The sequence below is a fragment of the Ferrovibrio sp. GW821-FHT12E11 genome, assembly GCF_058806975.1.
Genome location: NZ_JBXAQG010000001.1, coordinates 2,322,838 through 2,343,997, shown reverse-complemented (window position 1 = coordinate 2,343,997; position 21,160 = coordinate 2,322,838). Strand labels below are relative to the sequence as shown.

Sequence of the window (21,160 nt, the reverse complement as noted above, 5' to 3'; positions counted from 1 at the left end):
CTTGCATCTGCTCAATGCCATACCCGGCGGCGCGGCGACAGCGGATGGCGCTGTCGACCTGAAACAGTCGCCGGGCGATATCGTCATCCTGAGCGCTGCGGATTCCGAACTGGCGGGCCTGAGCAATGCCTGCGCGGCCCTGAGCGACGACTTCCCCTCGCTGCGACTGGCCAATCTGCTGCAGCTTGGCCACCCCTACGCGGTCGATCTCTATGTCGACAGCGTGATCGTGCAGGCCAAGCTGGTGATCGTGCGGCTGCTCGGCGGCCAGAGCTACTGGGCCTATGGCGTCGAGCGTCTGAGCGAGGTTTGCCGCACGCGTGGCATCGCGCTCGCCTTCCTGCCCGGCGACCGCCAGGCCGATCCCGGCCTCGATGGCTTCTCTACCGTCACCGACGAGACGCGCGCCGAATTGTTCAGCTATTTCCGCGAGGGCGGCGTCGACAACCTGCGCAATGCCCTGCGCTATGCGGCTTCCGTGATCGGTCATGCGGAAGACCCGCCGCCGGCGCGGCCGCTGCCGGCCGCCGGCCTGTACTGGCCCGACCTCGCCGATCCCGATCTCGACACGCTGCGCCACACCTGGGCCGCCAAGCATCGCGGCATGCCGCATCCGATCTGCGCCATTGTTTTCTATCGCGCCCTGCTGCAGGCCGGCGATATAGCGGCTGTCGATGCGCTGATCGAATCGTTAAGCGCCGAGGGGCTGCATCCGCTGCCGATCTATGTCACCAGCCTGAAGGACCGCCTGTCGGCCGATCTGGTCGGGACCCTGCTGGATCAGGCGCTGCCTGACGTGATCCTCAATGCCACCAGCTTCGCTATCGGAAGCCCGAATGGTGGCGCAGCCAATACGCCCACCGACGATCCGCTGGGGCAGTGTGACTGCCCGGTGCTGCAGGTGGTGTTCGCCTCAGGCCCGCGCGAGGACTGGCAGACCGGCACGCGCGGCCTGAATGCCCGCGATCTGGCGATTGCCGTGGCGCTGCCGGAAATCGACGGACGCATCCTCACCCGTGCCGTGGCCTTCAAGGCTGAAGCCACCTTCGACACCCGCACCGAATGCAGCATCGTACGCATGCAGCCCGATCACGGCCGCTGCCGCTATGTGGCAAAGCTGGCCTGCGCCTGGTCGCGCCTCGCACGCCTGGCACCGGCAGAGCGCAAAGTCGCGCTGGTGATCGCCAACTATCCCAACCGCGACGGCCGCATCGGCAACGGCGTCGGCCTGGATACGCCACAAAGCGCGGTGGAAATCCTGCGCGCCATGAAAGATGCCGGCTATGAACTGAATGCGCTGCCGGTCAGCGGCAACCGCCTGATCGAAGCGCTGCAGGAAGGCGTGACCAACGACTTCGCCCGCGCCGCCGGCCGGCGCGTGCGGGTGCTGTATCCGCTCGCATTATACCGTCGCTACTTTGAAAACCTGCCGCCCTCGATACAGCAGGCCGTCCAGGAGCGCTGGGGCGATCCGGAAGCCGATCCGCTGCTCCATGACGGACCCGACGGCAGCGGCTTCACCCTGCCGGTTCTGCCCTTGGGCAATGTCGCGGTGATGATCCAGCCGGCGCGCGGCTACAATATCGATCCGGCCCGCAGCTATCACGATCCGGCATTAGTGCCGCCGCATCACTATCTGGCGGCCTATGCCTGGCTGCGTGAAAGCTTCGGCGCCGATGCCGTGATCCATTGCGGCAAACATGGCAATCTGGAATGGCTGCCCGGCAAGGCGCTGGCGCTGAGCGAAGACTGCTTCCCCGAAGTGGTGTTCGGGCCGCTGCCGCAGCTCTATCCCTTCATCGTCAACGATCCCGGCGAGGGCACGCAGGCAAAGCGCCGCACCTCTGCCGTGATCCTGTCGCATCTGACGCCGCCGCTGACGCGCGCAGAAATCTATGGCGATCTCTCGGCACTGGAACAGCTGGTGGATGAATATTACGAAGCTGCCGGCCTCGACCGCCGCCGCCTGCCGCTGCTGGCCGAACGCATCATCGACGAGACGCGGCGGCTCGGTCTCGACGCCGATTGCGACATCCAGCCGGGCGAGCCCACCGAATCCGCGCTGCTCAAGCTCGACAATCATCTCTGCGACCTGAAAGAGCTGCAGATCCGCGACGGCCTGCATGTCTATGGCGTGAATCCCCATGGCGAGCAGCTGATCGACCTGCTGGTGGCGCTGGTGCGGCTGCCGCGCAACGACAGCAAGGGCGGCAATGCCTCGATCCTGCGCGCGCTCAGTGCCGATCTCGGGCTCGGCTTCGATCCCCTGGGCACCGACTATGCCGCCGACTGGACCGGACCGCGCCCGGATATCCTGGACGCCATCGTGCCGGACGGCTACTGGCGCAGCCATGGCGACACCATCGAACGGCTGGAGATGCTGGCCAAGCAGCTGATCGGCGACCGCCGCCTGCCCGACGAGACCTGGACCGCGACCCGCGTGGTTCTGCAGGAAATCGACTACCGCCTGCGCCCGGCGGTGCTGAGCTGTGGCCGCGCCGAGATCGAAAATCTGCTGCTCGGCCTCGATGGCCGTTTCGTGCCGCCGGGCCCGAGCGGCGCGCCGACCCGCGGCCGGCCGGAAGTGCTGCCCACGGGGCGCAACTTCTTCTCGCTGGATGCGCGCAGCCTGCCCACACCCTCGGCCTGGACGCTCGGCTGGCAGTCGGCCGATGCACTGCTGCAACGGCATCGCCAGGATCATGGCGAATGGCCGCGCGCGATTCTTCTCAATGCCTGGGGCACCGCCAACATGCGCACCGGCGGCGACGATATCGCCCAGGCGCTCGCTCTCATTGGCGCGCGCCCGACCTGGGAGACCGCATCGGGTCGCGTCACCGGATTCGAGATCGTGCCGCTGGACCTGCTGGACCGGCCGCGTATTGACGTCACCCTGAAGGTGAGTGGCTTTTTCCGCGACGCCTTCCCGGCGCAGCTGGCGCTGTTCGATGCCGCCATCCGCGCCGTGCAGGGGTTGGACGAGCCGCCGGAACTCAACCCGCTGGCCGCGCGCTTCCGCGACGAAACCGACGCGATGATCGCCCATGGCGTCAGCCCGGAGGATGCGCGTCGCCGCGCCGGCTATCGCATCTTCGGCGCCAAGCCTGGCGCCTATGGCGCCGGCCTGCAGGCCCTGATCGACGAAGGCGGCTGGGCCGAGACCGCCGATCTGGCGCGCGCCTATATCGCCTGGGGCGCCTATGCCTATGGTGCCGAAGCAGAAGGCGTCGAAGCCAAGGACGGCTTCACCCGCCGCCTGGGCGTGATCGACACCGTGGTGCAGAACCAGGACAACCGCGAACACGACCTGCTGGATTCCGACGACTACTACCAGTTTGAGGGCGGCGCGGTGGCGGCGGTTCAATTCGTCTCAGGCGCCGCACCGACCGCTTATCACAACGACCATTCTCGCCCGGAAGCGCCGCGCATCCGCCGCCTGGAAGAAGAGATCGCCCGCGTGGTGCGCGGCCGCGCCGGCAATCCGAAATGGATCGACGGCGTAAAGCGCCATGGCTACAAGGGCGCCTTCGAGATCGCCGCCACGGTGGATTACCTGTTCGCCTTTGCCGCCACCACCGGCCTGGTGCGCGATCATCAGTTCGACCTGCTCTATGAATCCTACCTGGCCGATCCGGATACGCGGCATTTCATCGAGATCAACAATCCGGCCGCCGCCCGCGAGATCGCCGAGCGCTTCCGCGAGGCGATTCGGCGCGGCCTGTGGCGGCCGCAAGCCAATTCCGCCGCCGATCTGCTGGAAAGAATGTCGGCCGCATGAAAGCGATTGGTACATGAAAATCAAGGAACCCGGCCTGAGCGACGACGAGATCAATGCGCGCGCCAACGAAAAGGCAAAGAAGCGCAAGGAAGTACGCGACCGCATGCTGGCGACCAAGACGATCACCGAGAAGGGCCTGCTGATCGTCCATACCGGCAAGGGCAAGGGCAAGTCGACCGCCGCCTTCGGCCTGGTGATGCGCGCCATCGGCAATGGCTTCCGCGTCGGCATCGTGCAGTTCGTCAAGGGCAAGTGGCAGACCGGTGAGCGGCCGGTGCTGGAGAAATTCCCTGAACAAGTGACGATCAAGGCGATGGGCGAGGGCTTCACCTGGGACACCCAGGACCGCGCCCGCGACATCCGCGCCGCCACCGAGGCCTGGGCTGAGGCGAAGCGCATGATCGCCGCCTGCACCGGAGACCGGCCATTATACGACATGCTGGTGTTCGACGAGCTGAACATCGTGCTGCGCTACGACTATCTCGATCTGGCCGAAGTGGTGGAAACCCTTCGCCAACGCGCGCCGCAGCTCCATATCGTGGTGACCGGCCGCAACGCCAAGCCAGAATTGATCGAAGCCGCCGACCTGGTGACCGAAATGACCGAGATCAAGCATCCCTTCCAGGCCGGCGTGAAGGCGCAGAAAGGAATCGAGTTCTGATGGAAAAGACCCTGCTCAATCCCGCCAGTATCGCACCGCCGGTGGGCAATTACGCCCATGGCGTGCTGGTCGCCGGCGGCCAGCGCATGCTGTTCATCAGCGGGCAGATTCCGGCGGCAAGCGACGGCAGCATCCCGAAGGATTTCGAAAGTCAGGCGCGCAACTGCTGGCGCAATATCGAGGCCATTCTGAAAGAGGCCGGCATGAGTTTTGACAACATCGTCAAGGCCACCATCTTCCTGACCGACCACAAATACCTGCAGGCCAACCGGCAGGTGCGCAACGAAATTCTTGGCGATCGCAAATTCGCCTCCAGCGCCATCGTGACTTCGACCCTGCTGCCGGAATGGCTGCTGGAGATCGAAGCCATCGCCATGGCCTGAGCAGAAAGCACACCACGCCCCATGTTTTCGCTGGAAAAATCCGCCTTCGAGAAAACCGCCGTGATGCTCTGCGGCCATGGCAGCCGTGACGAGGCGGCGGTGGCCCAGTTCAAGGCGCTGGCCGAGCATATGAAGCGGCGCCTGCCGCAATACGATGTCGATTACGGCTTCCTGGAATTCGCCACGCCGATCATCCGTGATGGCCTGGACGCGCTACGCGCCAAGGGCAATACGCGGATTCTCGCCCTGCCCGGCATGCTGTTCGCGGCCGGCCATGCCAAGAACGATATCCCCAGCGTGCTCAACCGGTATCAGGCCGAGCATGACAATATCACCATCACCTATGGCCGCGACCTCGGCATCGACCTGAAGATGCTTCGCGCCGCCGGCGACCGGGTGCAGACCGCACTGGATACAGCAGGCGACGGCATCGGGCGCCATGAAACCGCGCTGGTGGTGGTCGGCCGCGGCACCTCCGATCCCGACGCCAATTCCAATGTGGCCAAAGTGATGCGCATGCTGTGGGAAGGCTTCGGCTTCGGCTGGGGCGAGACCGCCTATTCCGGCGTCACCTTCCCGCTGGTACAGCCCTCGCTGCAGCATGTGGCCAAACTCGGCTACAAACGCGTCATCGTCTTTCCGTATTTCCTGTTCACCGGCATCCTGGTCGACCGCATCTACGGCGCGGTCGACGACGCGGCAGCCGCGCATCCGGAGATCGAATTCGTCAAGGCGAGCTATCTCAACGACCACCCGCTGGTGCTGGAGGTGTTCGAGGACCGGGTGTCGGAGATTCTGGCCGGCACCAACAACATGAACTGCCAGATGTGCAAATACCGCGCCCAGGTGCTCGGCTTCGAGGACGAGGTCGGGCTGGCGCAGGAAAGCCACCACCATCATGTGGAAGGCATCGGCACCGGGCACAGCCACGGACACGATCACGGACAACGGCACGGGCACGGGCACGGGCACGATCATAGCCACGACCATCACGATCATGCGTCTCATGACCATGGTCATCATCCCTATCCCCATGCCGATCATCCGCATGGTCCGAAGACGCTTGTGAAATGACCGGCTACGACTATCTGCGCGATCCGGATGCGATCTATCGCCTGAGCTTCGAGCTGATCCGCAAGGAAGTCGATCTGGCGCATCTGCCGCCGGGTATCGACGAGCTGGCGCTGCGGCTGATCCATGCCTGCGCCATGCCGGATATTCTGCCCGACCTGGTGTGGACGGACGATCTGCCGCAGGCCGTGCATGACGCGCTGCGCGCCGGCAAGCCTATCTTAAGCGATGTCGACATGGTGGCTTATGGCGTGATCCGCTCGCGCCTGCCAGCCGATAACCGTGTGCTGAGCTTCCTCAACACACCGGAAGCACGCCAGATCGGCCAGACTGGGCAGATCACCCGCTCAGCCGCTGCCGTCGAGCTTTGGCTTCCCCATCTCGACGGCGCCGTGGTGGTGATCGGCAATGCCCCGACCGCGCTGTTCCGGCTGCTGGAACTGCTGCAGGACCCCGGCACACCCCGGCCGGCGGCCATCCTGGGCTTCCCGGTCGGCTTCGTCGGCGCCGCGGAATCCAAACAGGCGCTGATCGAGGCGTCGCCCAAGGGCGTGGCTTATGCGACACTGAAGGGACGGCGCGGCGGCAGCGCTATGGCGGCGGCGGCCATCAACGCCCTTGCGACCTGGGACCCTGCATGACGACACCATGGCTGTCCGTGATCGGGATTGGCGAAGACGGCCTCGACGGCCTGAAATCCGCCGCACGCACACTGATCGAGACCGCCGATCTGCTGATCGGCGGCGAGCGCCATCTCGCCATGGTGCCGGTTCGTGATGGCCAGCAACGTATCGCCTGGGCCTCGCCGCTGCTGGCGCAAGCCGACCGCATCCTGGACCACAAGGGCCGACGCACCTGCGTGCTGGCCAGCGGCGATCCGATGTGGTTCGGCATCGGCGCGACGCTGGCCAGACGTGTGCCACCCGAAGAGCTGGTGATCGTCAGCCATCCCGGCGCCTTTGCGCTGGCGGCGGCGAAACTGGCCTGGCCGCTGGATGCCGTCGCCTGTCTCACGCTACACGGCCGTCCGCTCGACCTGCTGGCGGCACAGCTTTATCCGCAGGCGCGGCTGCTGATCCTCAGCGAGAATGGCGCCATGCCGGCGCAGGTGGCGAAGTATCTCGACAAGCGCGGTTTCGGCTCGGCCGAAATCACGGTGCTGGAGCATCTGGGCGGCGCGCAGGAGCGCGTGCTGACCGGCAGGGCGAAGGGCTGGCCCCATGGCGCCTGCGCCGATCTCAACACCATCGCGCTGCAGCTCAACGACGGCCCGGGCCTGACCCGGCTCGCCGGCCTTGAGGACGATCTCTATCTCCATGACGGCAATATCACCAAACGCGAGATCCGCGCCGTGACGCTGGCGCGGCTGGCGCCATTTCCGGGCGAGCTGCTGTGGGATGTCGGCGCCGGATCGGGCTCGATCTCGATCGAGTGGATGCGCAGCCATCACCGTAACCGCGCCATTGCCATCGAGAGCAAGGATTCGCGCCGCAGCATGATCGCCCAGAATGCCGCCCAGCTTGGCGTGCCCGATCTCGATATCCGCGATGGCATCGTGCCCGCTGCGCTGGATGGCCTGCCGCCACCCGACGCCGTCTTCATCGGCGGCGGCGTGACGGCGGAAGGCGTGATCGAACGCTGCTGGGACGCCCTGAAGCCCGGCGGACGGATCGTTGCCAATGTGGTGACGCTGGAAGGCGAAAGTATCCTGACGCAGGCGCGCAGCACGCATGGTGGCGATCTCGCGCGCTTTTCGGTGCAGCGCGCCGAGCCGGTCGGCCGCTTCCATGGCTGGCACGCGATGTTCCCGGTGACGCAGTGGTGCGCTGTAAAAGATTGAAGATTGGCAAGGCATGACCGGCACCGTATATGGCCTCGGCATCGGCCCGGGCGACCCCGAGCTGATTACGCTGAAGGCGCTGCGGCTTCTTCAAAGCGCAGATGTCGTGGCTTATCCCGCCCCCGAAACCGGCGACAGCCTGGCGCGTAAAATCGTTGCGCCGCATCTGAAAGGCGGCCAGACCGAAGTGGCGATCCGCATGCCATTGACGGTGGCGCGTTTCCCGGCCCAGGCCGTCTACGACCAGGCCGCCAAGGACCTCGCCGCGCATCTCGATGCCGGCCGCAACATTGCCGTGCTGTGCGAGGGCGATCCCTTCCTCTACGGCTCCTTCATGTATCTGTTCGGCCGACTGGCCGAGCGCTTCCCGGTCGAGGTGGTGCCCGGCGTGTCGTCGCTGAATGCCTGCTCTGCAGCGCTGAAGCATCCCCTGGTCTCCCGCAACGACGTGCTGACGGTGATCCCGGCGCCGCTGGATGACGAGACCATTGCGCAGAAGCTGCTGCACACCGATGCGGCCGCGATCCTGAAGCTCGGTCGTCACGGGCCACGCATCGTCGCCCTGCTGCGGCAGCTTGGCCTGAGCAGCCGCGCGCATTATATCGAACGCGCCACCATGGCCGAGCAGCGCATCCTGCCGCTCGACGATGTCGACCCGCAGAGCATCCCGTATTTCGCCATGATCCTGATCCACAAGAAGGGCGAAAGCCATTTCATGGAGTTCCAGTCTTGAGCATAGGTAAACCGGCGCTGGTGCTGCTAACCCCCAATGCGCGGGGAACGGCACAGGCACTGATGACGGCGTTTCCGGCCTGGGACGTTTACGCGCCCGACGATGCGGCGCTCGTCCATGCGCTCCCCATCGGCAAGCCCACGGAGACCATGGCGCAGCTCTTCGCGGCCGGACGCCCGGTGATCGGCATCTGCGCCGCCGGGATTCTGATCCGCGCGGTGGCCGGTACCCTGGCCGACAAACGCAGCGAGCCGCCGCTGATCGCGGTGGCGGCCGATGGCTCCAGCGTGGTGCCGCTGCTGGGCGGCCATCACGGCGCCAACCTGCTGAGCCGCCGCATCGCCAGCGTGCTGCAGGGCATCGCCGCCGTCACCACCGCCGGCGACCTGGCCTTCGGTCTGGGACTGGACGAACCGCCCGAAGGCTACAGGCTGGCCAATCCCGACGACGCCAAGGGCCTGATGGCCAATCTCCTGCGCGGCACCGGTATCCGCATTGCAGGGGAAGCGCCCTGGCTGCGCGACAGCGGCCTGCCGATCCGCGATGACGGCACCATGCTGATCGAGGTGACGCACAGAGCCGTCGAAGGCAACGCCAATCACCTGGTCTATCACCCGCGCAGTGTCGCCATCGGCGTCGGCTGCGAGCGCAACTGCAAACCCGTCGAACTGATCCGCCTGGTGCAGGGCGTTCTGGATCGCGAAGAGATTGCCCGCGACAGCATTGCCGGCATCTATTCGCTCGACCTGAAAGCCGACGAACCGGCGATGCAGGAACTGGCGAAATGGTTCGACGTGCCCTTCCGTGTTTTCGATGCCGCCACGCTGGAAGCCGAGGCACCGCGGCTGGCCAATCCCTCGGATGCCGTCTTCGCCGAGGTCGGCGTGCATGGCGTGTCGGAAGGCGCGGCGCTGGCTGCCGCCGGACCGGACGGCATCCTCCTGGTGCCCAAGCAGAAATCCGAGCGCGCCACCTGTGCCTTTGCGCTGGCGCCGCTGCCCTTCGACGGGACAACGCGTGGAAAAATGCGCGGCGAGCTGCATGTGGTGGGCACCGGCCCGGGCGATGCGCAATGGCTGACACCGGAAGCACGGATCGCCTTGAGTGAGGCCACCGACTGGGTCGGCTATGGCCTCTATCTCGATCTCTACCCCGAACTCAGCATTGGCAAGACGCTCCATCGCTACGAGCTGGGCGAGGAAGAGCTGCGCGTGCGCGCCGCCCTCGATCTGGCAGCAAGTGGCCGGCGCGTGGCGCTGGTCTGCTCGGGCGATCCCGGCATCTATGCCATGGCAACGCTGGTTTTCGCCCTGCTGGAGAAAGGACCGGAACGCAAAGACTGGCAGCGGCTCGCCGTACAGGTCGCGCCCGGCATCTCTGCTTTGCAGGCCGCAGCGGCGAAATCCGGCGCGCTGCTGGGTCATGACTTCTGCACGATTTCGCTGTCCGACCTGCTGACGCCGCTGGAAGCCATTCTCCAGCGCATCAAGGCCGCAGCCGAAGCCGATTTCGTCATCGCCTTCTACAATCCGGTGTCGCAGCGCCGCCGCCACCAGCTGGAACTGGCGAAAGACATCCTGCTGCAGCATCGCCCGCAGGACACGCCCGTCGTGCTGGCCCGCAATCTGGGCCGCGAGGGCGAACGCATCACCCTGACGACCCTGGCTGCGCTCGACATCGACGCGGTCGACATGCTGACGGTGGTGCTGGTCGGCTCGTCGGCCAGCAGGGCGATAGCCATGCCTGATGGCCGCCGCTTTGCCTATACGCCACGCGGCTACGAAAAGAAGTTCACGGAATGACTGTCCACTTCATCGGCGCCGGCCCCGGCGCGCCGGACCTCATCACGCTGCGGGGCGCGAAACTGATCAAGGCCTGCAAGGTCTGCCTTTACGCGGGCTCGCTGGTGCCGCCGGAAGTCGTGGCGTTGGCGCCGAAAAAGGCCCGCGTGATCGACACCGCGCCGCTGAACCTGGACGAGATCATGGCCGAGATCGTCGCGGCGCATGACAAAGGCCTGGATATTGCGCGCGTGCATTCGGGCGATCCGTCTTTGTACGGCGCCATCGCCGAACAAATCCGCCGGCTGAAAAAACTCGACATTCCCTATACCATCACGCCCGGGGTTCCTGCCTTCGCTGCCGCCGCCGCGATCCTGCAGACCGAACTGACCCTGCCCGACGTGGCGCAGAGCGTGATCCTGACCCGCACGGCGATGAAGTCATCGGATATGCCGGCTGGCGAGACGCTGGCCAATTTCGGCAGGACCAAGGCCACGCTGGCCATTCATCTGTCGATCCGCAACATGAAACATGTGATTGAGGAACTGACGCCGCATTACGGGGCCGATTGTCCGGTCGCCGTTGTCGTCCGTGCCACCTGGCCGGACCAGGAAATCATCCGCGGCCAGCTTTCGGATATTGCACCGAAGGTGCGGGCGGCCAAGATCACCCGCACGGCACTGATCCTGGTCGGCCACGTGCTGGGCGAGGATACTGCCTTCAGCGACAGCGCGCTGTATGACCCGAAGCATGTGCATGTGCTGCGGCCAGGGAAGACGAAAAAATAACATCTGTCATGCCACCGCTTTCGCGTTGGCATGACAGATGCTGTTATAATGCCGCGATGTTAATCCAGCCCAGCGCGGCGCCGACTGAATCGAGCGCTTCGCCCGGTGGCAGCGGCGGGCGTTCGATCATCAGGACGGGAAGATGAAGTTCGGCGGCAGCCGCCACCTTGGCCGCTGAGCCGCCGGAATTCTTGGTCACCAGCAGATCGATGCGGTGCTGCTGCATCAGCGCCTTCTCGTCATCGGGCGAGAAGGGACCGCGGCCCAGAACCAGTTCACCGGCCGGTAGTGCGAGCCCCGCGGCTGGCGGATCGATCATGCGGGTGAGAAACCAGCGGGCATTGCCATGCGATGCAAGGCCGCCGCCCAGCGGCACAAAGGGCCCCAGTTCCTGCCGGCCGACGGTGAGGAAAATCCGGTGCGCCGGATGGAAGCGCAGGAACACCGCCGCCGCGGCCACGCTTGGCATCAGGGTCCAGCGATCGCCCGGCGCGGCCACCCAGGGCGGCCGCACCAGCTTGGCGCGCGGAATGCCCAGCGCGGTGCAGGCTTCGTGGGCATGGCGCGCCATCTGGGCCGCGAAGGGATGCGTGGCATCCAGCACCAGGTCGATCTTCTCGGCGACCAGATAGCTGCTCAAGCCTTCGATGCCGCCGAAGCCGCCGATGCGCACCTCGCCCGGCGGCACCTGCGGATTCTCGGTACGGCCGGCCAGCGAGGAAATGCAGCGCACTTTCGCATGGCCCGCCAGTTCGCGCGCCAGCCGCAGCCCCTCGGCCGTGCCGCCGAGCAGCAGGAGATTACGCTGGCGTGCCATGCGCTCTCCCGACGATGCTGCCGGCACGATCCACGGCGACGACATCGATGACGATGGCCGCCGGACTGACGATGCCCTGGGCCACGGCGCAGGCCCGGCGCGCCACCAGATCGCCGAGCGGCAGACCGGCGGCCTGCGCCATCTGCAGAACCTGCAGGGCCGTATTGGCCGCCTGCGCCTGCGCCACCTGATCGGCGGAGGCGCCCAGCTCACCCAGCCACCGGGCCAGGCTTTCGGCATCGACCTGGCTGCGGCCGGAATGCAGGTCCATCTGGCCCTGCGCCAGTTTCACCAGTTTGGCGAAACCGCCGCCGATGGTCAGCCGCGGCACCGGATGCTGCCGCAGGTATTTCAGCAGCGCGCCGGCGAAGTCGCCCATATCGAGCAACGCCTGATCGGATAATCCATAGAGCGTCTGCACCGCCGCCTCGGAGGTCGAGCCGGTGCAGCCGGCGACATGATCCAGACCGGCGGCCACCGCCACATCGACGCCGCGATGGATCGAATGAATCCAGGCCGAGCAGGAAAACGGCACGACGATCCCGGTGGTGCCGAGGATGCTCAGGCCGCCGACTATGCCGAGCCGCGGATTCCAGGTCCGTTTCGCCAGGTCCGCACCGCCGGGCACCGCGATCTCGATTTCCACATCGCCGGCATCGCCATGCGCGGCGGCAACCTGCTGCACCACCGCGGCCATCATGCGGCGCGGTACCGGGTTGATCGCCGGTTCGCCCGGCGGCAGCGGCAGGCCGGCCAGCGTCACCATGCCCACACCTTCGCCGGCCCGGAACTGCACGCCGCTGCCCGGTGACCCGCGCGAGACCCTGGCAACGATCAGCGCCTGATGCGTCACATCGGGATCGTCGCCGGCATCCTTCACGATGCCGGCCCGGGCCCAGCCGTCGCCCTGCTGTTCGGTCGCCAGCGCAAAGCTGGGCGTTTCACCGTTCGGCAGTGTGATGGTCACCGGATCGGGGAATACGCCGGTCAACAATGCCTGATAGGCAGCCGCCGTCGCCGCGGTGGCGCAGGCGCCCGTGGTCCAGCCGCGGCGCAGAGGTTTATCCGGCGAGAGGTCCGTCATGGGAGGCGAAGTATACACCGGCGACCGTGCGGTGTACCCTCACGCCATGCATTTGCCCGCCCTCGACATGCCCGTTTTTCCGCCCGGCCAGGTCTGGCTTGCCGGCGCTGGTCCCGGCGATCCGGGGCTTTTGACCCTGCATGCGGTGAATGCGCTGAACCAGGCCGATGTCGTCGTCTATGACGCGCTGGTCGGCGAAGCGATCCTGCGCTGCGCCCGGCCGGCCGCGGTGCTGGAATACGCTGGCAAGCGCGGCGGCAAGCCCTCGCCGAAGCAGCGTGATATTTCCATCCGCCTGGTCGAGCTGGCGCGCCAGGGCAAACGCGTTCTGCGGCTGAAAGGCGGCGATCCCTTCGTTTTCGGCCGCGGCGCCGAGGAAGCCCTGGCGTTGCGCGAGGCCGGCATCGGCTTCCGCGTCATTCCCGGCATTTCGGCGGGCATCGGCGGCCTGGCCTATGCCGGCATTCCGCTGACGCATCGCGACACCAACTCCTGCGTCACCTTCCTGACCGGCCATAACGCCAGCGGCGAAGTGCCCGATAGCGTCGACTGGGCCGCCATGGTGCGCGCCTCGCCGGTGCTGGTGATCTACATGGCGATCAAGCATCTGGATATCCTGGTGGCCAAGCTGCGTCATGCGGGTCTGAGCGCCGACCGCCCGGCGGCCCTGGTGAGCCATGCCACCCTGCCGCAGATGCGCGTGCTGACCTCCACGCTGGACCGCGTGGTGGCCGAGGCACAGACCGCGCAGATCGAACCGCCGGCGCTGCTCGTGGTCGGCGAGGTGGTCAACCTGCATCAGGTCTTCGGCAGCAGCGACCTGCAGGCGATGCCAACCCCCGTCGCGTCATGCCAAGCGGCCTCGTAATCGCCGCGCCCGCGTCGGGCAGCGGCAAAACCACTGTGACCCTGGCGCTGCTGCGCCTGCTGAGCCGCGAAGGCCGCAGCGTCACCGCCTTCAAGACCGGACCGGATTACATCGACGGCGCCTTCCATCGCGCCGCCGCCGCCAGCCGCCCCTGCTACAATCTCGATCCTTATGCCATGCGTGCGGAAACCGTTGCCGCCGTGCTGCGCGCCGGCGCCGAAGAGGCCGAGGTGGCGGTGATCGAAGGCGTGATGGGCCTGTTCGACGGCGCCGCCAGCGGTGAAGGCTCGACCGCCGATCTGGCCGTGCGGCTCGGCCTGCCGGTGATGCTGGTGGTGGATGCGGCGCGCCAAAGCCAGTCGGCCGCAGCATTGGTGCATGGCTTCCGCAGTTTCCGCAGCGATGTCGCAGTCGCCGGCGTCATTCTCAACCGCGTCGCCTCGCCCCGTCACGAAGCCCTGCTGCGCGAGGCGCTGCAGCAAAGCGGCATCCCGGTGCTGGCCGCCCTGCCGGCGGAAACCGAACTCGCCCTGCCGAGCCGCCACCTGGGCCTGGTGCAGGCCGGCGAGCATGAAGGTCTGGATCTTTTTCTCGACCGCGCCGCCGACTGGCTGCACCGGCATCTCGACCGCGCGGCATTGGATACCCTGCTGCAGCCACTGGCCATTGACGGCACGGCGAAGCTGCGGCCGCTGCAACCACTCGGCCAGCATATGGCGGTGGCGCAGGATGAGGCCTTTGCCTTCGCCTATCCGCATCTGCTGCAGGGCTGGCGCGACCAGGGTGCGGATTTGAGTTTCTTCGCGCCGCTGCAGGATCAGGCGCCGTCGCCGCAAGCCGATGCCGTCATCCTGCCCGGCGGCTATCCCGAACTGCATGCCGGTGCCCTGGCGGCGAACCAGACCCTGATGCGCGGCCTGCACGATGCGACGGGCCGCGGCGTGGCGATCTATGGCGAATGTGGCGGCTTCATGCTGCTGGGCCGCAGCCTGACCGATGCGACCGGCCACAGCCATGCCATGGCCGGGCTGCTGCCGGTGGCGACCAGCTTCGCCGAGCGCCGGCGCAGCCTGGGCTATCGCCGCATCGTCACCCTGGCCGAGACCGCGCTCGGCCCGAAAGGCAGCCGTTTCCGCGGCCATGAATTCCACTATTCGGTGCAGGTCGACGACATCGATCCGGCACAGGCGCTGTTCAGCCTGCAGGATGCGGTCGGCGCCGATCTCGGCCCCGCCGGCTGCCGGCAGGGCAGCGTCTGCGGCAGCTACCTGCATTTGATCGACCGGGAATGAACGACTTGCCGGAATAGATGAGTGGACTAGAATTGTGATCCGGTCGTTCTCACTGGCATTGCATGATCAACTGGATCGATATTCTTTCACCGAAACTGCGGCAGCTGCACCAGGACTGGATTCACTATCGCGGCAGTCATTTGATGCCGGTGGTGACGACTTACAATGACTTCGCCCGCATCGACAGCGTGGAACATGCCGACAGCCAGACAGTCGTGGTGATGTTCCCGCAGGTGGGTCCGCCCCTCTGCAAGCATGTCGGCAGCGACCTGACGGCCATTATGTCCGATTTCCGCTCCGGCATCAGCTTCAGCGACCTGCGTTCGCCTGTGATGCGCACGGCGGTCAGCCAGCCGTTCCATCGCATTGTCACCAGCCGACAACCCGAAGTGCGCCGCAGCCGCCTGGTGTCGGCGGCGCGCGCCTACGACTACGAACTGCTGCTGCTGCCCTTCAGCGACACGCGGCTGCATGTGCGCATTGTTCATGCCGTCTATGACCTGACCGGCATCGACTGGAAGAAGGCCGCCGCATGATCGAGGCTCCGATCCCCGAGAACGACACCTATCGCCTGGCTGCACTGCATGCGCTGCCGCTGCTCGATACGCCGCCGGAGCCGGATTTCGACGCCATCGTCAATCTGGGGCAGTCGCTGTTCCGCACCGAAAGCTGCCTGATCACCCTGGTGGATACAAACCGCCAGTGGTTCAAGGCCTGCATTGGCTTCGATACGGCCGAAGGCCCCCGCGCTACCTCCTTCTGCGGCCATGCCATTCTGCAGTCTGACGTCTTCGTCATTCCCGATGCCCGCGAGGACGAGCGGTTCCACGACAATCCCGCCGTCACCGGATCACCCTTCGTGCGCTTCTATGCCGGCGCGCCGATCCTGCTGCCCAGCGGCTATACCATCGGCACGGTCTGCATCTTCGATCCGCGACCGCGCCATGATTTCGGCCTGGTCGAATGCGCGCGGCTGGCCAACCTGGCCAAGATGGCACTCGGCGCCATCACGCTGCGCGCCCTGCGCGGCGAGGTCGACCAGGCCCGGCAGGCGGTCGAGCGGCACCAGAGCGCCCTGCTAGCGGTGCCGGGCCCGGTCGCCCTGCTAGATGTGGAAGGCCGCCTGACCTTCTTCAACGATGCCTTCGCCGCACTCTGCCCGGCATGGCCGTCGGAGGGCGATGCCGCCGCCGCTGCGCTGGGCCTGTCCTGGTCGCCGGTTGCCATGCTGGCCTCCGGTGCAGGGGAGACGACACTGCCGCATCCGGCGCTGCCCAGCGGCCTGGTGGTTTACCGCGATCCCGACGGTTTCATCGTCACGGCGGCCCCGCCGGCCTGAATCTGGCGGCCTGCGGACCGTCACCGAAACAGTATTGCGCGGGACTCGGGCGCTGCTACGATCCGCAGTGCTGGCCCGATTCGCCAATTTGGTCCGGGCTTTAACCCTTCCTTTGCCGGTTCTGCGTTAGTCACCGCTTTCATGCTGTCGCGATTCGCCCTTGCCCTCTGTCTGATTCTGGCCGGCCCGGCATCCACAGCCCTGGCCGCCGAGGCCGCGACCCTGACGGCGCCCAATGCGGCCAGCGCGTCCCCCGTGCCCGACAAGGGCCTCGATTCCGGCCTGCCGCTGCCGCGCTTCGTCAGCCTGTCGTCGGACAAGGTGAATGCCCGCACCGGCCCTGGCGCACGCTACCCGATCGCCTGGCAGTACCAGCGCCGCGGCCTGCCGGTGGAAGTGGTGGCGGAATACGAATACTGGCGTCGCATCCGCGACCATGACGGCACCGAGACCTGGGTGCACAAGAACCTGACCTCGGGCAAGCGCTTCGCCGTGGTCGACGGCACCGTGCGCTCGTTGTTCAAGAAGGCCGACACGGCCACCGACGTGCTGCTGACGGCCGAACCCGGCGTGCAGGCCCGCGTGCGCAAATGCCCGGACCTGAACTGGTGCCAGGTGGAGATCGCCGGCACGCGCGGCTGGATTCCGCGCCAGCACCTCTGGGGTCTCTATCCTCAGGAAACCTTCGACTGACGCTGGCGATGGCCTGCGACACCGCGTCGCGGCATCGGGGCTGCCCTGCCGCCCTATCCTGAATGCCATGAGCCACGACGACGATACCACTCTTGCCCAGCGCCAGGCGCGCCGCGCCGCCATTTCGCCCGGTGCCCATGCCGGCGTGGATGAGGCGATGGTGCGGGCGGTGGTGCATGGCTTCTACGACCGCATCCGCAGCGACGACCTGCTCGGACCGATTTTCAACGGTGCGATCCAGGATCGCTGGGATCATCATCTGGCCAAGATGGTGGATTTCTGGTCATCGGTGCTGCTGATGACCGGCCGCTACGAGGGCCGGCCGATGGCGGCGCATCTGATGCTGGATTACAAACGCGGCGAGCAGGGCATGCCCCGGCTGGACGAGCCGCATTTCAATCACTGGCTCGACCTGTTCCGCGCAACGGTCGCCGACCTCTGTCCGCCCGAAGCCGCGGCGCTGTTTGTCAATCGCGCCGAAAAGATCGCCCAGTCCTTCGTGATGGGCATCCGCTTCCATCGCGGCCAGGAACCCGACTGGCTCGGACCGGTGAAAAGTGAACCGGTGCAAAGCGAGCCGGTCAAACCGGCCTAGACATAATGCGTGAGGCGCTGGCCTGGCAGCAGATCGTAAGCCGATTGCCAGCCGGGCAGAGCCGCGATCCGCTGCAGCCAGGCATGAATGGCCGGATGGCTGACGGCGAAATCGTAGCCGGTTTCATCCGCCGGATAATGTAGATAGGCCATCATCGAAAAGTCCGCCACCGTCGGCTCTGCGCCCGCGGCAAAGGGCGCGCCCTGCAGATGCTGCTCAAGAATACTGAGGAAATCGTCGAGGCGCCGGCGGAAATACTTCAGCACCTGCGAATCGGGATTGGGTGTGAAGGTGCGGTGAAACCGGTAGGTCGCCATGTAGCCGGTGAGCTTGTGGTTATCCCAGAACAGCCAGCGCAGCACTTCGAATTTTTCCGCCTCCGTCGTGCCGCCGAATTTTCCGTACTGCTCCGCCAGCTTGAGCAGGATCGGCGCCGTCTGGGTCAGGCGCACGCCGTCTGCCTCCAGCACCGGGATTTCGCCCATCGGGTTGACGGCTTCGCGCCAGGCCGGCGTGCGCGTGACACCGCCGCCGAAATCGGTCCAGACCGGCTCGAAGCGCTGGCCGCAGAGCGTCAGCATCAGGGCCAGCTTGTAGCTGTTACCCGATTCCGGGAAATAGTGCAGCCGATAGGCCGGCATCCCGCGCGCCCTCAATAGAGGCGGTTCTTGTAGCCATCGGCGATGCTGGCCTCGACCACGGCCAGATCGACGCCCGCCACCTGATCGGCGATCACCTTGCCCAGACTGGGGAAGCTGCTGCGCGGCACATGCTTCTCGGGGTTCCATAGGTCCGACCGCATCATCGCCTTGGCGCAATGGAAGAAGACTTCGCGCACCGTGATCTCCAGCGCCGATGACGGCGCCTTGCCCTGCGCCGTCATCGGCGCCAGCCGTTGCGGATCGGTGATCACTTTCGCCGTGCCGTTGACGCGCAGCGTCTCGTTGATGCCCGGCACCAGGAACAGCAGGCCGACATGGGGGTGCTGCACGACGTTGCGCAAGGAATCGATCAGGTTGTTGCCGCGCCGGTCAGGCAGCAGCAGGGTGCTGTCATTCTCCACATGCACGAAGCCCGGGGCATCGCCGCGCGGCGAGCAGTCGGCGCCGTCCGGCCCGCTGGTGGACAGCGCCAGGAAGGGCGACAGCGCAATGAAGGCTTTGGCATGCTTGTCGAGGCGCGGAATGATTTTCCGCTGAACGGTGTCGCTCGGTTCGGCATAGCAGTCGCGCAGGGCGGCTTCGGATTCAAGGACGGACATGGGGAACCTCCAGCCGGCATCGTGCCGGTGCAATGCCGCCGGATCAATCCTCGGCCCAAGGCTGCGGATGCCGGCGACGTTCAGAAGTTGTTCAGATACCGGAAAGATGCCGTTCAGGACAAGCAACGATTTGAAATTGCGGCCTTTCCCGGCTGCCCCTACTGCAGTCTGAGCGCCGCCTGCGGCGCCCGGACCGACAGTGGGGGACATGCCGTGACAACACGTTTTGCCTGGAGTGCAGGCTTCACCGGCGCCAGCCTTGCGGCGCTGATCCTGCTGCCTGCCGGCCTGGCCATGGCGCAGGAAAGCCCGAAGCTGCCGCCGCTGCCCAAGAACTTCCCGATGATGGTCGGCAACCTGATCGTGCTGCCCCATGCTTCGGAAACGCTGGAGCATGTGACGGGCCTGGCCTCGAACACAGTGCTCGACAGCACGACCTTCAAACCGCGCCGCGTATCCGACCAGCGCGCCGTCACCGCGGCGGGCGCCAAGGCAATATATTCGGTCAGCCCGCAATCCCTGATCGATTTCGACTACAACCTGCACTCCATCAATTACCTCGACAACGACGAATTCAACTTCCTCACCAACGCGTTCAGCGTCGGCGCGAGGGTTGAGGTCGATATCTACAATGCATTTTCCTTCAACACCGGCATGACCCGTGCGCTCGCGACCGGCGATTACGACGGCTATTACTGGCGGCCGCATATGAATATGGCCTATACGCGCCGCTTCGACATGCAGACCACGCTGACCACCAGCCTCGACCTCGCCAAATACAATTTCGATAAGTCGGAGAACCTCGACAGCAACATGTTCGGTCTGTCCGTCACGCCGCGCCACCGCTTCAAGGATCTGCCGCTGGACACCGCTTTCGCCCTGTCGCTCGGCCGCAACAACGCCGAAATCGCCGCGCAAACCTTCCGGTTCGTCGAGGCTTCGCCCAGCCTGACCTGGAAGTTCAATGCGCGGGAGTCGATCCAGGGTTCGCTCCGCTATGCCCGCTACGATTTCTCTGGTCCCGACCTGGTGCAAACCGCCATCACACGCGAAGACCGCATCTGGGGCGGCTCCGTCGGCTATTACCGGCAGCTGACACAGGACGTCGTGCGCAGCCTGACGGCTTTCGCGCGTTACAGCCATACCGACACCGATTCGAATATCGACCGCCAGAGCTACAACTCTCACGTCGTATCGGTCGGGCTTTCGGCACGATTCTGAGCGGAGAAGAACAATGACGATTCGCGCGATGATCCGAACGACCCGGTGGCTCTGCATACCTGCAGCGCTGGCATTGTCATGCCTGTCTCTGCCCGTTTATGCGCAGGGTAACTCTTCCTCCATGCAGCAGATGCAGGAGAAATTCCAGCAGTTGCAACAGCAGGCGTCGCAGGCACAGCAGCAACTTCAGCAGCGGATTCTGGAGGCGCAGCAACAGGTGCAGCAGGCGTCGCAGCCGACGCAGCAGGCGAAGAACGTGGAGGTAGAGCAGCAGACGCAACCGGCGTCGCAGCCGACACAGATGCCGCAGCTGGGATCGCAGCCGGTGCAGGGGACACAGCCGACGCAGGAGGCGAAGGCCGTGCAGGTAGAAGATCAGATACAGCCGACGCAGCAGGCGTCGGAGATGAAGAGCACGGAGACAGAGCAACAGAAGCAGCTACTGCAGATGTATCAGTCATATTTCGGCAAGCCGGCCGACACGAGCATGATGATCGACCTGGCGACGGTCAGTCAGACCGCGGGCATTTCGATGACAGCCACATTGGTGCAGATGCATAAGGAACTCCAGCAGGCCGAGGCCTTTTTCCAGAACCCCCCGTCGTTCCTTACGCAGGGCGCCCAGCCAGCGCTCAATACCCAAGGGCTGCAGGGATTCGATGCCAAGTTTTCCGAGATAATTGAAACCGCGCTGCAGCAATTCGCCGGCGCGCTCGAGATATTTCAGACCAACCCGTTTTTCGCTGACATATTCGCGCAGCTCGGCCTGAACCCTGATTTCATCCCGGGCAGCGGCACCTTCGGCGGCGGCGGCACCGTCTCGACCAGTCTCTGCCCGCCGGGCCAGTTCTACAGCCCGGGCGTCGGCTGCATCTGACGGCATGCTGCCAGAGACCTTGCAACCGCGGGGAAGTCTGTCAGGCTTGCGGCACGAGAGCACAGGCTCTGAGAGAGC

21 protein-coding genes are annotated in these 21,160 nt (G+C 65.7%); 17 read left to right on the top strand and 4 right to left on the bottom strand.

Features of this window, described 5'->3' with window-relative positions; all coding sequences use genetic code 11:
- The first annotated feature begins 1 nt into the window (after position 1).
- Genes cobN through cobM form a run of 9 tightly spaced genes read left to right on the top strand, consistent with a single transcriptional unit; the run spans position 2 to position 11,035 of the window.
- Positions 2 to 3,778 carry a cobaltochelatase subunit CobN gene (cobN, locus tag AC1ROT_RS11750; protein WP_492973597.1) on the top strand — a complete coding sequence of 1,259 codons (3,777 nt, stop codon included), beginning with the start codon at positions 2 to 4 and terminating at the stop codon, positions 3,776 to 3,778.
- Positions 3,779 to 3,791: 13 nt separating this feature from the next.
- On the top strand, positions 3,792 to 4,439 hold the full coding sequence (gene cobO, locus AC1ROT_RS11745; protein ID WP_492999179.1) for a cob(I)yrinic acid a,c-diamide adenosyltransferase: 648 nt from the start codon (positions 3,792 to 3,794) through the stop codon (positions 4,437 to 4,439).
- The gene (locus AC1ROT_RS11740; protein WP_492999177.1) at positions 4,439 to 4,822 is read left to right on the top strand and encodes a RidA family protein; all 384 of its coding nucleotides are present in this window, start codon (positions 4,439 to 4,441) and stop codon (positions 4,820 to 4,822) included. Before cobO ends, AC1ROT_RS11740 begins: the two co-directional genes overlap by 1 nt.
- A 21-nt stretch (positions 4,823 to 4,843) precedes the next feature.
- Positions 4,844 to 5,896 (top strand): sirohydrochlorin chelatase, encoded by a 1,053-nt coding sequence (locus tag AC1ROT_RS11735; protein ID WP_492999175.1) that lies wholly within the window; start codon positions 4,844 to 4,846, stop codon positions 5,894 to 5,896.
- Entirely contained in the window at positions 5,893 to 6,534 is a 642-nt protein-coding gene (locus tag AC1ROT_RS11730; RefSeq protein ID WP_492973601.1) for a precorrin-8X methylmutase, read from the top strand. The genes AC1ROT_RS11735 and AC1ROT_RS11730 overlap by 4 nt, the downstream gene beginning before the upstream one ends.
- Positions 6,531 to 7,733: a precorrin-6y C5,15-methyltransferase (decarboxylating) subunit CbiE gene (cbiE, locus tag AC1ROT_RS11725; RefSeq protein WP_492999173.1), complete on the top strand. Its 1,203-nt coding sequence runs from the start codon at positions 6,531 to 6,533 to the stop codon at positions 7,731 to 7,733. Before AC1ROT_RS11730 ends, cbiE begins: the two co-directional genes overlap by 4 nt.
- A gap of 13 nt (positions 7,734 to 7,746) precedes the next feature.
- Positions 7,747 to 8,466 (top strand): precorrin-2 C(20)-methyltransferase, encoded by a 720-nt coding sequence (gene cobI, locus AC1ROT_RS11720; RefSeq protein ID WP_492999171.1) that lies wholly within the window; start codon positions 7,747 to 7,749, stop codon positions 8,464 to 8,466.
- Positions 8,463 to 10,268 carry a precorrin-3B C(17)-methyltransferase gene (gene cobJ / locus AC1ROT_RS11715; protein WP_492999169.1) on the top strand — a complete coding sequence of 602 codons (1,806 nt, stop codon included), beginning with the start codon at positions 8,463 to 8,465 and terminating at the stop codon, positions 10,266 to 10,268. The genes cobI and cobJ overlap by 4 nt, the downstream gene beginning before the upstream one ends.
- The gene (gene cobM / locus AC1ROT_RS11710) at positions 10,265 to 11,035 is read left to right on the top strand and encodes a precorrin-4 C(11)-methyltransferase (RefSeq protein ID WP_492999167.1); all 771 of its coding nucleotides are present in this window, start codon (positions 10,265 to 10,267) and stop codon (positions 11,033 to 11,035) included. Before cobJ ends, cobM begins: the two co-directional genes overlap by 4 nt.
- A 43-nt stretch (positions 11,036 to 11,078) precedes the next feature.
- On the opposite strand, the gene AC1ROT_RS11705 is transcribed toward cobM, so the two are convergent.
- Positions 11,079 to 11,852, bottom strand: coding sequence for a cobalt-precorrin-6A reductase (locus AC1ROT_RS11705; protein WP_492999165.1), 774 nt, complete (start codon positions 11,850 to 11,852; stop codon positions 11,079 to 11,081).
- Positions 11,836 to 12,936 (bottom strand): cobalt-precorrin-5B (C(1))-methyltransferase, encoded by a 1,101-nt coding sequence (locus AC1ROT_RS11700; protein ID WP_492999164.1) that lies wholly within the window; start codon positions 12,934 to 12,936, stop codon positions 11,836 to 11,838. Before AC1ROT_RS11700 ends, AC1ROT_RS11705 begins: the two co-directional genes overlap by 17 nt.
- 46 nt (positions 12,937 to 12,982) lie before the next feature.
- Here AC1ROT_RS11700 and cobA point away from each other — a divergent pair, with 46 nt between their 5' ends.
- The 6 genes from cobA (at position 12,983) to AC1ROT_RS11670 (ending at position 17,723) form a co-directional block, all read left to right on the top strand.
- The gene (gene cobA / locus AC1ROT_RS11695; RefSeq protein ID WP_492973653.1) at positions 12,983 to 13,804 is read left to right on the top strand and encodes a uroporphyrinogen-III C-methyltransferase; all 822 of its coding nucleotides are present in this window, start codon (positions 12,983 to 12,985) and stop codon (positions 13,802 to 13,804) included.
- A gap of 35 nt (positions 13,805 to 13,839) precedes the next feature.
- Positions 13,840 to 15,096: a cobyrinic acid a,c-diamide synthase CobB gene (locus tag AC1ROT_RS11690; RefSeq protein WP_492999162.1), complete on the top strand. Its 1,257-nt coding sequence runs from the start codon at positions 13,840 to 13,842 to the stop codon at positions 15,094 to 15,096.
- 62 nt (positions 15,097 to 15,158) lie between these two features.
- Positions 15,159 to 15,632, top strand: a complete 474-nt coding sequence (locus tag AC1ROT_RS11685; protein WP_492973609.1) for a PAS domain-containing protein — start codon at positions 15,159 to 15,161, stop codon at positions 15,630 to 15,632.
- Positions 15,629 to 16,435, top strand: a complete 807-nt coding sequence (locus tag AC1ROT_RS11680; RefSeq protein WP_492973610.1) for a GAF domain-containing protein — start codon at positions 15,629 to 15,631, stop codon at positions 16,433 to 16,435. The genes AC1ROT_RS11685 and AC1ROT_RS11680 overlap by 4 nt, the downstream gene beginning before the upstream one ends.
- A 141-nt stretch (positions 16,436 to 16,576) precedes the next feature.
- Positions 16,577 to 17,128, top strand: coding sequence for an SH3 domain-containing protein (locus tag AC1ROT_RS11675; RefSeq protein ID WP_492973611.1), 552 nt, complete (start codon positions 16,577 to 16,579; stop codon positions 17,126 to 17,128).
- 67 nt (positions 17,129 to 17,195) lie between these two features.
- A complete protein-coding gene (locus tag AC1ROT_RS11670; protein WP_492999160.1) occupies positions 17,196 to 17,723 on the top strand; it encodes a group III truncated hemoglobin in 528 nt (175 codons plus the stop codon).
- Here the strand turns inward: AC1ROT_RS11670 and AC1ROT_RS11665 are convergent.
- Positions 17,720 to 18,364: a glutathione S-transferase family protein gene (locus tag AC1ROT_RS11665; RefSeq protein ID WP_492999158.1), complete on the bottom strand. Its 645-nt coding sequence runs from the start codon at positions 18,362 to 18,364 to the stop codon at positions 17,720 to 17,722. The genes AC1ROT_RS11670 and AC1ROT_RS11665 overlap by 4 nt on opposite strands.
- 11 nt (positions 18,365 to 18,375) lie before the next feature.
- Positions 18,376 to 18,984, bottom strand: a complete 609-nt coding sequence (locus AC1ROT_RS11660; protein ID WP_492999157.1) for a pyridoxamine 5'-phosphate oxidase family protein — start codon at positions 18,982 to 18,984, stop codon at positions 18,376 to 18,378.
- Positions 18,985 to 19,197: 213 nt separating this feature from the next.
- Between AC1ROT_RS11660 and AC1ROT_RS11655 the strand changes: the two genes are divergently transcribed.
- Both AC1ROT_RS11655 and AC1ROT_RS11650 read left to right on the top strand, forming a co-directional pair.
- Positions 19,198 to 20,205, top strand: a complete 1,008-nt coding sequence (locus tag AC1ROT_RS11655; RefSeq protein WP_492999154.1) for a hypothetical protein — start codon at positions 19,198 to 19,200, stop codon at positions 20,203 to 20,205.
- Between the two features lie 13 nt (positions 20,206 to 20,218).
- Positions 20,219 to 21,082, top strand: coding sequence for a hypothetical protein (locus AC1ROT_RS11650; protein WP_492999152.1), 864 nt, complete (start codon positions 20,219 to 20,221; stop codon positions 21,080 to 21,082).
- Positions 21,083 to 21,160 lie beyond the last annotated feature (78 nt).

What these genes read in the sequence shown, in the direction of transcription:
- AC1ROT_RS11705 (WP_492999165.1), bottom strand. Translation starts at nt 11,852, where the DNA reads ATGGCACGCCAGCGTAATCTCCTGCTGCTCGGCGGCACGGCCGAGGGG.
- cobA (WP_492973653.1), top strand. Translation starts at nt 12,983, where the DNA reads ATGCATTTGCCCGCCCTCGACATGCCCGTTTTTCCGCCCGGCCAGGTC.
- AC1ROT_RS11735 (WP_492999175.1), top strand. Translation starts at nt 4,844, where the DNA reads ATGTTTTCGCTGGAAAAATCCGCCTTCGAGAAAACCGCCGTGATGCTC.
- AC1ROT_RS11650 (WP_492999152.1), top strand. Translation starts at nt 20,219, where the DNA reads ATGACGATTCGCGCGATGATCCGAACGACCCGGTGGCTCTGCATACCT.
- AC1ROT_RS11670 (WP_492999160.1), top strand. Translation starts at nt 17,196, where the DNA reads ATGAGCCACGACGACGATACCACTCTTGCCCAGCGCCAGGCGCGCCGC.
- AC1ROT_RS11685 (WP_492973609.1), top strand. Translation starts at nt 15,159, where the DNA reads ATGATCAACTGGATCGATATTCTTTCACCGAAACTGCGGCAGCTGCAC.
- cobO (WP_492999179.1), top strand. Translation starts at nt 3,792, where the DNA reads ATGAAAATCAAGGAACCCGGCCTGAGCGACGACGAGATCAATGCGCGC.
- AC1ROT_RS11740 (WP_492999177.1), top strand. Translation starts at nt 4,439, where the DNA reads ATGGAAAAGACCCTGCTCAATCCCGCCAGTATCGCACCGCCGGTGGGC.
- AC1ROT_RS11730 (WP_492973601.1), top strand. Translation starts at nt 5,893, where the DNA reads ATGACCGGCTACGACTATCTGCGCGATCCGGATGCGATCTATCGCCTG.
- AC1ROT_RS11665 (WP_492999158.1), bottom strand. Translation starts at nt 18,364, where the DNA reads ATGCCGGCCTATCGGCTGCACTATTTCCCGGAATCGGGTAACAGCTAC.
- AC1ROT_RS11660 (WP_492999157.1), bottom strand. Translation starts at nt 18,984, where the DNA reads ATGTCCGTCCTTGAATCCGAAGCCGCCCTGCGCGACTGCTATGCCGAA.
- AC1ROT_RS11700 (WP_492999164.1), bottom strand. Translation starts at nt 12,936, where the DNA reads ATGACGGACCTCTCGCCGGATAAACCTCTGCGCCGCGGCTGGACCACG.
- AC1ROT_RS11680 (WP_492973610.1), top strand. Translation starts at nt 15,629, where the DNA reads ATGATCGAGGCTCCGATCCCCGAGAACGACACCTATCGCCTGGCTGCA.
- cobM (WP_492999167.1), top strand. Translation starts at nt 10,265, where the DNA reads ATGACTGTCCACTTCATCGGCGCCGGCCCCGGCGCGCCGGACCTCATC.
- AC1ROT_RS11675 (WP_492973611.1), top strand. Translation starts at nt 16,577, where the DNA reads ATGCTGTCGCGATTCGCCCTTGCCCTCTGTCTGATTCTGGCCGGCCCG.
- cbiE (WP_492999173.1), top strand. Translation starts at nt 6,531, where the DNA reads ATGACGACACCATGGCTGTCCGTGATCGGGATTGGCGAAGACGGCCTC.
- cobI (WP_492999171.1), top strand. Translation starts at nt 7,747, where the DNA reads ATGACCGGCACCGTATATGGCCTCGGCATCGGCCCGGGCGACCCCGAG.